Source organism: Rhodanobacter sp. C06, from assembly GCF_002001105.1.
In the GTDB taxonomy this organism is placed as follows: domain Bacteria; phylum Pseudomonadota; class Gammaproteobacteria; order Xanthomonadales; family Rhodanobacteraceae; genus Rhodanobacter_A.
The window spans coordinates 72,837-84,817 of sequence record NZ_MUNP01000046.1; the positions used below are offsets into that span (position 1 = coordinate 72,837).

The 11,981-nt window shown below is 67.2% G+C and carries 9 protein-coding genes; 2 read left to right on the forward strand and 7 right to left on the reverse strand.

The window, feature by feature from the left end; all coding sequences use genetic code 11:
• Positions 1–248 precede the first annotated feature (248 nt).
• The gene (locus tag B0E52_RS09385) at positions 249–1,733 is read right to left on the reverse strand and encodes an amino acid permease (RefSeq protein ID WP_077483570.1); all 1,485 of its coding nucleotides are present in this window, start codon (positions 1,731–1,733) and stop codon (positions 249–251) included.
• Between the two features lie 164 nt (positions 1,734–1,897).
• On the opposite strand from B0E52_RS09385, the gene B0E52_RS09390 reads away from it, so the two are divergent.
• Positions 1,898–2,515, forward strand: coding sequence for an NUDIX hydrolase (locus tag B0E52_RS09390; RefSeq protein ID WP_077483571.1), 618 nt, complete (start codon positions 1,898–1,900; stop codon positions 2,513–2,515).
• A 64-nt stretch (positions 2,516–2,579) separates the two neighbouring features.
• Here B0E52_RS09390 and B0E52_RS09395 read toward each other — a convergent pair whose 3' ends face one another.
• From B0E52_RS09395 to B0E52_RS09420, 6 genes are all read right to left on the reverse strand, one after another.
• A complete protein-coding gene (locus tag B0E52_RS09395) occupies positions 2,580–3,101 on the reverse strand; it encodes a 3-hydroxyanthranilate 3,4-dioxygenase (protein WP_077483572.1) in 522 nt (173 codons plus the stop codon).
• A gap of 76 nt (positions 3,102–3,177) precedes the next feature.
• Positions 3,178–4,044: an alpha/beta hydrolase gene (locus B0E52_RS09400; protein WP_077483573.1), complete on the reverse strand. Its 867-nt coding sequence runs from the start codon at positions 4,042–4,044 to the stop codon at positions 3,178–3,180.
• A gap of 215 nt (positions 4,045–4,259) precedes the next feature.
• Positions 4,260–4,841 carry a fasciclin domain-containing protein gene (locus B0E52_RS09405; protein ID WP_077483574.1) on the reverse strand — a complete coding sequence of 194 codons (582 nt, stop codon included), beginning with the start codon at positions 4,839–4,841 and terminating at the stop codon, positions 4,260–4,262.
• Positions 4,842–4,954: 113 nt separating this feature from the next.
• Positions 4,955–6,844: a DNA topoisomerase IV subunit B gene (parE, locus tag B0E52_RS09410; protein WP_077483575.1), complete on the reverse strand. Its 1,890-nt coding sequence runs from the start codon at positions 6,842–6,844 to the stop codon at positions 4,955–4,957.
• Positions 6,845–6,919: 75 nt separating this feature from the next.
• Positions 6,920–8,785 (reverse strand): ABC transporter ATP-binding protein, encoded by a 1,866-nt coding sequence (locus tag B0E52_RS09415; RefSeq protein ID WP_077483576.1) that lies wholly within the window; start codon positions 8,783–8,785, stop codon positions 6,920–6,922.
• A gap of 251 nt (positions 8,786–9,036) precedes the next feature.
• Positions 9,037–10,836, reverse strand: coding sequence for an aminopeptidase P family protein (locus tag B0E52_RS09420; protein WP_077483655.1), 1,800 nt, complete (start codon positions 10,834–10,836; stop codon positions 9,037–9,039).
• A gap of 191 nt (positions 10,837–11,027) precedes the next feature.
• On the opposite strand from B0E52_RS09420, the gene cyoA reads away from it, so the two are divergent.
• Positions 11,028–11,981, forward strand: a complete 954-nt coding sequence (gene cyoA, locus B0E52_RS09425) for a ubiquinol oxidase subunit II (protein ID WP_256363980.1) — start codon at positions 11,028–11,030, stop codon at positions 11,979–11,981.

Genomic DNA, 11,981 nt, shown 5'->3' on the forward strand with positions numbered 1-11,981 from the left:
CGCAGGGATGCGGGCAAACAGACCCGGCCCCGGAATTGATGGGTGCGGGGGTTGCCTTGCCGTGGCAGCCATGCGACAGCGCGCGGCTTGACCTGCGAGCCAGGCGGGCGCTGCGCCACGCGCCACCACCTGACGGCCACGGCAACGCAACACGGGCTATGTGGAGACATCGAACAGGCTCTCGGAACATGAAACCGGCACGACGTTGTCGTGCCGGCAGTATGGCGAATGGCTTGTATGCGCGCGGATCAGTCCGCCTCGGTACCGCAGGCCAAGTGGCTCCTGCGGTAGCCGTACAGGTAATACACCACCAGGCCGATCGCGCCCCACACGAAGAACGTGATCTTCGCTTCCTTCGAGAGGTTGAGGAACAGCAGCAGGCAGCCGATCACCGCCAACGGGCAGATCAGCCACGGCAGCGGGGTGCGGAACGGACGCGGGCGCTCGGGCTGGGTGCGGCGCAGGATCAGCACGCCAATCGCCACCATGATGAAGGCGAACAGCGTGCCCGAGTTGGTGATGTCGGCGAGGATGCCCACCGGGAACAGCGCGCCGAACAGCGAAACGAAGGTGCCGGTAATCAGCGTGATGATGTGCGGCGTATGGAAGCGCGGATGGATCTTGGCCAGCTTGCTGGGCAGCAGGCCGTCGCGCGACATGGTGAAAAAGATGCGCGTCTGGCCGTAGGTCATCGTCAGGATCACCGACGGCAGCGCGATGCTGGCGGCGAAGGCGATGAAGGCGGCGGTATTGGTATGGCCTAGAAGGCGCACCACGTGGGCCAGCGCCTCCTTGCTGCAGACCAGTGCCTCCGAGCCCTGGCAGGCCGCGGCAAACGCCGGCGTGCCCGGCTCCAGTGCCACCCCGTTCGGGCCCAGCATGGGCTGCGCGCCTATCGAGCCCACCGCTGCGTAGCTCACCAGCAGGTAATAGATGGTGCAGACGCCGAGCGAAGCGATCAGCGCGATAGGGATGTTGCGGTTCGGGTTCTTGGTTTCCTCGGCTGCCGTGGAGATGGCATCGAAGCCGATGTAGGCGAACACGATGGAAGCCGCCGCGCCCAGCACGCCGATGCCGCCCATCGGGCTGCCCCAGCCGTTCGGCACGAACGGTGTGAAGTTCTGGTCCTTCACCGCCGGCAAGGCGACGATGATGAAGGCGGTGAGGGCGATGATCTTGATCAGCACCAGCACGGTGTTGACCTTGGCCGACTTCGAGGTGCCGATCACCAGCAGGCCGGTGACCGCCAGGCCGATCAGGCAGGCCAGCAGGTTGAAGCTGCCGCCATCCATCGGACCCACCTGCAGGAAGTGTGGCAAACCGAATCCGGCATGGCTGAGCAGACCGTTGACGTAACCGGCCCAGCCCACGCAGACGGTGCTGGCGGCGATGGTGTATTCCAGCACCAGCGCCCAGCCGACGATCCAGGCAACACCTTCGCCGAGCACGCCGTACGTATAGGTGTAGGCCGAACCGGCCACCGGCACCATCGCGGCGAGTTCCGCGTAGGCCAAGGCGGCGAACGCGCACACCACTGCGGCAATCACGAACGCGATCATCATGCCGGGGCCGGCCTTCTGGCCCGCTTCGGCGGTGAGCACGAAGATGCCGGTGCCGATGATCGCGCCGATGCCGAGCATGGTGAGCTGGAAGGCACCGAGCTGGCGGGTGAGGCTTTTCTTTTCCGCCGTGGCGATGATCTGGTCGATCGGCTTGATGCGCTTGAACAGCATGCGGTGGCTCCCCGGGGAAACAGCGACGTCACGCTCGAACGGAAACGCGACGAAGTGGGACGCGACGAGCCGACGGACGGCCAACCATAGCGGAGCGTCCGGAGGGGTACAAGACGCGATGCAGCTAGAATGCATGCAGTTTTCCACTTCCCCTGCCACAAGTCATGCCAGCCTATTTTCCGCGCCTTGCCGCTGCTCTGGACGACTACCTCGCGCGCCATCCCGACGAGGGCGATGTCGTCGCCGACTTCGAACAATTCCTCGCCTCGGATGCGTCCGTATTCGAGCGCCACCATGCCGCCGGACATTTCACCGGTTCGGCGTGGCTGGTGAGCGCGGACGGCGAGCGCGTACTGCTCACCCATCACCGCAAGCTGCGGCGCTGGTTGCAACTGGGCGGTCATGCCGACGGCGATGCCAACCTCGCGCGCGTTGCGCTGCGCGAGGCAGAGGAGGAGTCCGGCCTGGGCCAGCTGGTGGTCGAGCCGGAGATCTTCGACCTCGACGCCCATCGCATTGCTGCCCACATCCCTGTGGCCAGCCCTGGCGGGCCGGCTGCGCCGTCCGGGTTCGCTCCGGGCGAACCTCATCCGGTCCGCGGCGAGGAAGCCGAACACTGGCATTACGACGTGCGCCACGTGGTGCGCGCCACCGGCGACGAGGAGTTCGCGGTCAGCGCGGAGTCGCTGGCGCTGGCATGGAAGCCGGTGCGCGAGATCGCCACCGACCCGCAGGCGGATGCGTCGTTGCGGCGCATGGCGCGCAAATGGCTGGCACGCTAGCTGTAGAGCGCACCCTGTGCGCGAATCGCCTTTGCGAAAAGCCAATCGCGCACGGGGTGCGCTCCTACGCGTAACGTGCCGGCGCCGGATTGAGGTGGCCGCAGCCTTGGCAGGTGCGCGCCTCGCGCGAGCCGTAGAAGCGCTCGAACACCGGCGGGAAATCGCGCTCGATGCTCTCGAGCGTGAAATATTCCTCGTACAGCTTGTGGTTGCAGCGTTCGCAGAACCACAGCAGGCCGTCCTTTTCGTGCTCGAGTCGCCGCCGTTCGATCACCAACCCGATCGAGTCGGCCATGCGCTGCGGCGAGTGCGGCACGCGCGGCGGCAGGTAGAACATTTCGCCGGCACGGATCGGCAGGTCGCGCGCCACGCCATCGTCCTGCACCTTCAGCACCATCTCGCCTTCGAGCTGGTAGAAGAATTCCGGGCCCTCGTCCCAGTGGTAGTCGGTGCGCGCATTCGGGCCGCCCACGATCATCACGATGAAGTCGCCGTCGACGATGCACTTGTTGCCCACCGGCGGCTTCAGCAGGTGGCGGTGCTCGGCTATCCAGCGTTGCAGGTTGAACGGCGGTGTGAGGGCCATGCGGGCGGTCCGTGGAAGACCCTCCTACCTTAGCGCCGGCGCGCCGCGGCGAAAACCGCCGGCGGCAAGCTGCGGATCAATGTGCGGCCAGCAGCTTGCGCGACCACAGCCACCATTCGAATTCCTGCAGCCAGTGCGCGCTGCTGGCATCCGGTTGCCGTGCCGAGAAGCCGTGGCCGCCGGCTTCGTAGATATGTGCTTCGGGCTTGTCGCCGGCCTTGACCAGGGCTTGGTAGAAGCGCGCCATCGCGTCGCCGGCGATGGCGTCGTCCTGCGCCCAGGCCATGAACACCGGCGGCAGGCCGGCGGGAACGGGCGGCATGGCCTCGAAAGGCGCGCCATAGACCAGTGCCGCGAAGTCCGGCCGCAGGGCGACATCTTGCTGCACCAGCACCTCGCTGGCGATCATGCCGCCGGCGGAGAAGCCCAGCAGGCCGACCCGGTTCGGCGCCACGTGCCATTCCGTTGCGTGCCGGCGCACCAGCCGGAGTGCCTGGACAGCGTCGGCGATGCCCCAGCGGCAGGCCCGATCCTCGCTGAGGTCCTTCGGCATGCCTTGCCCCTGCTTGTGCAGGAGGCGGTACTTCAACACGAAGGCGGCGATGCCCATGCGTTGCAGCTGGCGCGCCACGTCGCGGCCTTGCTCATCCATCACCAGCGCGATGCAGGCGCCGCCCGGTGCGATCACCACGCCGGTGCCGGTGGCATGGCCGGGTGCGGGCAGGTAGACGGTGAGCGTCGGCGTTACCACGTCCTCGACCACCGTGCCGATGGAGCGGTGGTCGACCTGCTGGTGCGGGAATACCTGTTCCTGCCAAGTCCAGTGCTCCGAGCCGGGCGCGACACCGGGCCACAGCTGGACGACATCCTGGGCCAGGGCGCATCCGCCGGCCAGCCAGCAGGCTAGGGTGAACGCGAGTCGCGGGATGGCCGCACGCATCATGGGAGCCACTCTGCAGGGAGGGGACGAAGCGCCCGCACGATACTCCTGCGCGATGCCATGGGAAAACCGCGCCGCATTTCGAAGCCGGCAACGAAATGCGCGGAGCGGCGCGCCAAGGATTGGCACGGTGATCGACAAACAGTTCGCTTGCCCGGGCACATTCCTGCAATGGTGGAAACCGCCCCGCCTCGACGGGGCAGCTTCATTGCCTGCTTTTACGGCATCAGCACCTTGTCGATCACGAAGATCACGCCATTGGACTGCATCACGTTGGCGATGGTGATATGGGCGGTGTTGCCCTTGGCGTCCGTGATGGCCCAAGCGTTGCCGTCCTTGCTCACGGCGAGGTCCTCGCCTTCGACGGTCTTCAGCTCGGCCTTGCCACCGCCTGCGGCCACCTTGTCGGCCAGATCGTGTGCGGTGAGCCGGCCCGGCACCACGTGGTAGGTAAGGATCTTCACCAGCGTTGCCTTGTTCTCCGGCTTCAGCAGGTTCTGCACGGTGCCGGCCGGCAGTGCGGCGAATGCCTCGTTGGTGGGCGCGAATACCGTGAACGGGCCCTTGCCTTCCAGCGTGCCGACCAGGCCGGCGGCCTTCACGGCCGCGACGAGGGTGGTGTGGTCCTTCGAGTTGACCGCGTTCTGGATGATGTTGCGCGAGGGATACATGGCCGCGCCGCCGACCATCACGGTCTTGTCCATCCCTTGTGGCGCCGCACTGGCCGCGAGCGGCAGGCCGATCAGGGCGAAGGCAAGGGCGGCGGACAGTACGCGAACATGGCGATTGAACAGTTTCATGGGCGATCTCCCTGTGGGGAATGACTTCCGGACTGGAAGCAGAGAGATATACGTGCCCCGACAGGCGGCGGATGCAAGCGATCCCGATGGACGTCGAGCCGCTGTGGCGGCGCTCAGACTTCCAGCGTGGCGAGGTCGCCCTTTTCCTCCAGCCAGGCTTTGCGGTCGCCGGCACGTTTCTTGGCCAGCAGCAGGTCCATCAGCTTGGCGGTGCCGTCGTCGCCGTCCACGGTAAGCTGCACGAGGCGGCGGGTGTCGGGATGGATCGTCGATTCGCGCAGCTGCGGCGGGTTCATTTCGCCCAGGCCCTTGAAGCGGGTGACCGCAACCGCGCCCTTCATCTTCTCGCGCTCGACCTTCTGCAGCATCGCCTGTTTCTCGTTCTCGTCGAGGCAGTAGAACACCTGTTTGCCCACGTCGACGCGGAACAGCGGCGGCATTGCCACGAACACGTGGCCTTCGCTGACCAGGTGCGGGAAGTGCTTCAGGAACAGCGCGCTGAGCAAGGTGGCGATGTGCAGGCCGTCGGAGTCGGCGTCGGCGAGGATGATGACCTTGCCGTAGCGCAGGCCGGCGAGGTCGTCCTTGCCGGGATCGCAGCCGATCGCCACGGCGAGGTTGTGCACTTCCTCGGAGGCGAGCACGGAAGTCGACTCCACCTCCCAGGTGTTGAGGATCTTGCCGCGCAGCGGCAGGATCGCCTGGAATTCCTTGTCGCGCGCCTGCTTGGCGCTGCCGCCGGCGGAGTCGCCCTCGACCAGGAACAGTTCGGTGCGCGACAGGTCGGTGGAGGTGCAGTCGGCCAGCTTGCCGGGCAGTTGCGGGCCCTGGACGATCTTCTTGCGCACGACTTGTTTGGCCGCTTTCAGCCGCGCGCTGGCGCGCTCGATCGCGAGTTGGGCGATGCGTTCGCCCAAGTCGACATTCTGGTTCAGCCACAGGCTGAAGGCGTCGTGGATCACGTTCTCCACCATGCCGGCGGCCTGGCGCGAGGACAGCCGCTCCTTCGTCTGGCCGGCGAACTGCGGATCGAGCAGCTTGGCGCTGAGCACGAAGGCGAGCCGTTCCCACACGTCTTCCGGAGCCAGCTTCACGCCGCGCGGCAAGAGATTCCTGATGTCGCAGAATTCCCTGATGGCATTGGTGAGGCCCGAGCGCAGGCCGTTGACGTGGGTGCCGCCCTGGGCGGTGGGAATCAGGTTGACGTAGCTTTCCTGCACCAGCTCGCCTTCCGGCAGCCAGGCCAGCGCCACGTCCATGCCTTCGGTGTCGCGTGCGACATGGTGCACGAACAGTTCCGCCGGCAGCGCCTCGCCGCCGTCCAGTTCGCCGCGCAGGTAGTCGCGCAGGCCGTCCTCGTAGAACCACTCGCTGGTCTCGCCGCTGGCTTCGTCGACCAGCTTGACGTTGAGGCCCGCGCACAGCACGGCCTTGGCGCGCAACAGGTGCTTGAGCCTGGGCAGCGAGATCTTCGGCGAATCGAAGTATTTCGGGTCGGCCCAGAAGCGCACGGTGGTGCCGGTCTTCTTCTTCGGCACGGTGCCGATGACTTCCAGTTCGCTGACGCGATCACCGTGCTCGAACGCCATGCGGTATTCGTTGCCGTCGCGGCGGATCGTCACCTCGACCCGGGTCGACAGCGCGTTCACCACCGACACGCCCACGCCGTGCAAGCCGCCGGAGAAGTTGTAGTTCTTGCCGCTGAACTTGCCGCCGGCATGCAGGCGGGTGAGGATCAGTTCGACGCCGGGGACGCCTTCCTCGGGGTGGATGTCCACCGGCATGCCGCGGCCGTCGTCCGTCACCTCGACCGAGCCGTCCGCGTGCAGCACCACATCGATCGCCTTCGCGTGGCCGGCCAGCGCCTCGTCCACCGAGTTGTCGATCACTTCCTGCGCCATGTGGTTGGGGCGCGTGGTGTCGGTGTACATGCCCGGGCGGCGCTTGACCGGGTCCAGGCCGGAGAGGACTTCGATATCGGCGGCGTTGTAGCGACTGCTCATGTGTGTGTTTCGGATGATCCAAGACGGCGAAGCATGGGGTGCGTGGGCGGGAAGGGTCAAGCCGGGCCGCCGGATCTAGCGATAGCCTTGCGCCTGCAACGAGAACAGGTGCGCGTAATGCCCATTCCCGGCCATCAACTGCGCATGGTTGCCGCGTTCGATGATGCGGCCGTCCTGGATCACGATGATCTGGTCGGCCATGCGTACGGTGGAGAAACGGTGCGAGATCAGGATCGCGATACGCCCACCGGCCAGCTCGCGGAAGTGTTCGAAGATGGTGGCCTCGGCGGCGGCGTCCATCGCCGCGGTAGGTTCGTCCAGTACCAGGATGTCGGCCTGCGAGCGCATGAAGGCGCGCGCCAGCGCGATCTTCTGCCATTGCCCGCCGGAAAGTTCGCGGCCGTCGCGGAACCACTTGCCGAGCTGAGTTTCGAAGCCGGCCGGCAGGCTGTCGATGAAGTCGCTGGCCATGCCCTTGTCGCTGGCCTCGCGCCAGCGCGCTGCGTCCTCGAAATGACTGACGTCGCCGGCGCCGACGTTCTCGCCGACGCGCATCTGGTAGCGCGCGAAGTCCTGGAAGATCACGCCGATGCGTTGCAGCAGGGCGGCTTCGTCCCACTCGCGCAGGTCGGTGCCGTCGAGCAGGATGCAGCCGTGGTCGGGCGCATACAGCCGCGTCAGCAGCTTGATCAGGGTGGTCTTGCCCGAACCGTTCTGGCCGACCAGGGCCAGCGATTCTCCGGGGCGGATATGCAGGTTGATGTCGTGCAGCGCCGGTTCGCCGGCACCGGGGTAGGTGAAACTGACGTGCTCGAAGCGGATGCCGTCCTCTGGCTGCGCGCCGCGCCGGGCCTTGCCCTGCGATGGCGGCACCGACGTTTCCAGGTACTCGTAGAGCGTCGACAGGTACAGGTTGTCCTCGTACATGCCGCCGATCGCCGACAGCATCGCCGACACCGCCGACTGGCCCTGGCGGAACAACATCAGGTACATCGTCATCTGTCCCAGCGTGATGCGGGAGACCACGGTGCTCGCGGCGATCCACGCATACGCACCGTACAGCGCCAGCGTGCCTAGCAGGCCCAGGCCGAAGCCCCAGCCGTCGCGGCGGATGGTGAGGTCGCGATCGGCGCTGTACAGCGTGTGGAAGATGTCGCGGTAGCGCTGCAGCAGCAGCGGGCCGAGGCCGAACAGCTTGACCTCCTTGGCGTGATCCTCGCGCGCCAGCACGGTCTCCAGATACAGCTGCATGCGCGTTTCCGGCGAGCGCCAGCGGAACAGCCGGAACGCGTCGCCGGAAAACTTGGTTTCGGCGAGGAACGACGGCAGTCCGGCCAGCACCAGCACGGCCACCGCCCAAGGCGAAAACTGGTACAGCAGGGTGCTGTAGCTGACCAGCGAAATTACATTCTGTCCCAGCCCGAACGTGCGCGTCACCAGCGACAGCGGCCGGCTCGACGCCTCGCGCCGCGCGCGGGTGAGCTTGTCGTAGAACTCCGAATCCTCGAAGTGCGCCAGCTGCAACGTCAGTGCCTTCTCCAGGATCATCACGTTGACGCGTTGCCCGAGTTGTGCGCGCAGCAGCGACTGGCACGTCGACAAGCCGCGTTGCGCACCGGCCAGCGCGGCAACCAGCAAGCCTTCCAGCGCCACCCAAGCGAACACTGGCGCCAGTGAGGGGTGTGTGCCGGCCAGCCACTGGCGATTGGCGTCGACCACGGCGTCGACGATACGGGCGCCGACAAACGCCACGCCGGCTGGCAGCAAGCCGGCAGCAAGCGTCAGCAGCGCCAGTGCGATCGTCAGCGACCGGCTCGTCGTCCATACCAGTTGCAGCGCGCGCCCGCTGTAACGGAAAACGCCCAGAAACCCGCGCGTCGGGTCGGCGGGAGGCGTGGCGGGAGCAGGGGGCGGATGGGGTGGCACGTCGGCGGGGTCCATCGACTCGGTGGCGCGGCATGCGCGGACTCCCGAGATGGGGCTCGGCGGAACGCATGCAAGGCGACCACGATCCGGCGACATGCGTCGACGGCGTGCACCTGAACGCCCCGGGTCATGCCGCTGGATCGGCGAGCGCCGACACGCGTTGTCGCTTCATGCCTTTACAGCGAATCCAGCTCAAGCGATGCGTGCTTGTCTCGGCGAGTGATCCGTGACTTGCCAAAGGTACCTCGAAGTTTTTCCGGGGTGCCTTACAGCGGCGCGCAGTGGCGCTCCAGCCAGGCGAGGTCGGCGCCTTCCAGCAGCGGGCTGAGCGCGGCGCGCACGGTGGCGTGGTAGTCGTCCAGCCACGCGCGCTCGTCGGGGGCGAGCAGGCCGGGCTCCAGCGCGCGGCGGTCGAACGGGCACAAGGTGAGCGTCTCGAATGCGAGGAAGTCGCCGAACTCGGTGCGGTCGGCCTCGACCACCACCGCGAGGTTCTCGTGGCGGATGCCGTGGCGACCGGGCTTGTACAGGCCCGGCTCGATCGAGGAGATCATGCCCGGCTCCAGCGCCACCAGCGCGCCGCCGCTCACCGGCGGACGGATCGATTGCGGGCCTTCGTGCACGTTGAGGAAATAGCCCACGCCGTGGCCGGTGCCGTGGCCGTAGTCGCAGCCGGCGGCCCACAGCGGCGCGCGCGCCAGCGCGTCGAGCTGCGGGCCGCTGGCGCCTTTCGGAAAACGCGCGCGACTGAGCGCGATCATGCCCTTCAGTACCAGGGTGGCGTCGCGGCGCTGCTCGGCGGAGCTCTCGCCCAGCGCCAGCACGCGGGTGATGTCGGTGGTGCCGCCCAGGTACTGGCCGCCGGAGTCGATCAGCAGCAGTCCCTTGGCCTGCAGCGCGCTGTGCGATTCCTGCGTGGCGCGGTAGTGCGGCAGCGCGCCGTTGGCCTGGTAGCCGGCGATGGTGGCGAAGCTCTCGCCCACGAATTCGGGTTGGGCGGCGCGCGCGGCATGCACCAGGCGGTGCACGTCCAGTTCGGTGAGCGGTTTGCCCTGGGTCAACTGGTGCTCGATCTCGCGGAACGCACCGGCCAGCGCCGCGCCGTCGCGACGCATCACCTCGCGCACGCGGTCCAGTTCGGCGGGGCTCTTCACCGCCTTGAACGCGGTGCTGGGATTGGCGGCCTCGATGCGTCCCACCTCGGCGGCGATCGCGTTGCTGATCGCGCAGACCACGCGGGCGGGATCAAACAACAAGGTGTCGGCCTTGCCCAGTTCCGCCAGCGCACCGGTGATGCCGGCGTAGGGCGCGAGCACGATGCCGTCGGCGGCGAGCCGGGCGACCAGCGCGTCGTCGAACTTGCCGCGCTCGGCGAACAAGGTGGCTTTGCCGTCGACGGCGACCAGCAAGTGGGCCAGGAAGACCGGGTTGCACTCCACGTCGCTGCCGCGCAGGTTCGTCAGCCAGGCGATGTCGTCGAGGCTGGAGAGCAGGTGATGCGTGGCGCCGTGCTTGCGCAGCGCGTTGCGCAGGCGGGCGAGCTTGTCCGCGCGCGGCGTGCAGGCCCAGGCGATCGGGTGCTCGACGATGCGCGCATGGGGCAGGGCGGGGCGGTCATGCCAGATCGCGCCGGGCAGGTCGAGGTCGCTGCGCACGCGCACGCCGTGTTCGGCCAGTTTGCCTTCCATCGCGCGCAGGCCGGCCAGCGACACGCTGTCGCCGGCCACCGCCAGCACCTCGTCCCGGTGCAGCTGCGCGGCCAGCCAGTCCAGGTGCTCGGGCGTGTGCGGCACGCGCAGCTTCATCAGCGCGATGCCGCTGCCGGCGAGCTGCTGCTCGGCTTGTGCGAAGTAGCGCGAGTCGGTCCACAGGCCGGCGTGCTCTCGGCCCACGATCAAGATGCCGGCAGAACCGGTGAAGCCGGACAGCCAGGCGCGTGCCTGCCAGCGCTCGGGCAGGTACTCGGAAAGATGCGGGTCGGCGCTGGGAACGATCGCGGCGGCGACGCCGTGCTGCTGCATGGCCGCGCGCAGCGCGGCGATCCGGGCGGGGATGGAGGGGCTCATGCGCGGCATGTTAGAGCCTGCTCACGATGCCCGCCACAACGTCGCGCGGCAAGCAACGCGCAAGATCATCGCGCAGCATGTTTCAACTGCGGCATTGTGTCTCGACGGGGTGTCATTTCGCGCCGCCACTGACTACGATGCGCGCGCCGCATCCCCACGGCATCCCCTTCAAGCCGTCCAAAGAGTCGTTCGTGAGCAAACGTAGCGTCGTTTCCGCCTTGCGCTGGTCGTGCGCAGGCCTGGCCGTGTTCCTCGCCGGCTGCAACATGGAAGTCCTCTCGCCGAAGGGCGACGTGGGCATGCATGAAAAGAACCTGATCCTGATCGCGCTCGGGCTGATGTCCGTGGTGGTGATCCCGGTGATCGTGCTGACCCTGTGGTTCGCGTGGCGCTACCGCGCCTCCAACACCAAGGCCACCTACGCGCCGAAGTGGTCGCACTCGACGAAGATCGAGGCGGCGATGTGGGGCATCCCCTGCGTCATCATCGCGATCCTCGGCGTGATCACCTGGCGCAGCACGCACCAGCTCGATCCGTACAAGCCGCTGGTGTCCGACGTGAAGCCGGTGACCATCGAGGCGGTGGCGATGGACTGGAAGTGGCTGTTCATCTACCCGGACTACGGCGTGGCCAGCGTCAACCAGATCGCGTTCCCGGTGGATACGCCGGTGAACTTCAAGATCACCTCGGCCACCGTGATGAACGCGTTCTTCATCCCGCAGCTGGGCAGCCAGATCTACGCGATGGCGGGCATGCAGACCAAACTGCACCTGATCGCGCGCGAGGCGGGCAGCTACGACGGCCTGTCCTCCAACTACAGCGGTGCCGGCTTCTCCGACATGCGCTTCAAGGCGATCGCCACCACGGAGCAGGGCTTCCAGGACTGGCTGGCGAAGGCGAAGGCCGGCGCGGCCACGCTCGACCTGCCGACCTACCAGGCGCTGGAGCAGCCCAGTGAGAAGGTGCCGGTGTCGTATTACGCGACGGTTGCGCCCGGCCTGTTCGAGGACATCCTGCACAAGGACATGGACGGCAAGCCCGCTGGCGACAAGCCGATGGAAGGCATGCCGATGCACGGCGAGCCGGCGCATGACGGCGTCGCCGTCGCCGCCTCGCACAACGATCACGCCCAGGCTGCGGAGTAA

Excerpts from the sequence above, each read along its gene's own strand:
- B0E52_RS09385 (WP_077483570.1), bottom strand. The coding sequence starts at position 1,733 with ATGCTGTTCAAGCGCATCAAGCCGATCGACCAGATCATCGCCACGGCG.
- B0E52_RS09415 (WP_077483576.1), bottom strand. The coding sequence starts at position 8,785 with ATGGACCCCGCCGACGTGCCACCCCATCCGCCCCCTGCTCCCGCCACG.
- B0E52_RS09420 (WP_077483655.1), bottom strand. The coding sequence starts at position 10,836 with ATGAGCCCCTCCATCCCCGCCCGGATCGCCGCGCTGCGCGCGGCCATG.
- B0E52_RS09400 (WP_077483573.1), bottom strand. The coding sequence starts at position 4,044 with ATGATGCGTGCGGCCATCCCGCGACTCGCGTTCACCCTAGCCTGCTGG.
- B0E52_RS09390 (WP_077483571.1), top strand. The coding sequence starts at position 1,898 with ATGCCAGCCTATTTTCCGCGCCTTGCCGCTGCTCTGGACGACTACCTC.
- B0E52_RS09405 (WP_077483574.1), bottom strand. The coding sequence starts at position 4,841 with ATGAAACTGTTCAATCGCCATGTTCGCGTACTGTCCGCCGCCCTTGCC.
- parE (WP_077483575.1), bottom strand. The coding sequence starts at position 6,844 with ATGAGCAGTCGCTACAACGCCGCCGATATCGAAGTCCTCTCCGGCCTG.
- B0E52_RS09395 (WP_077483572.1), bottom strand. The coding sequence starts at position 3,101 with ATGGCCCTCACACCGCCGTTCAACCTGCAACGCTGGATAGCCGAGCAC.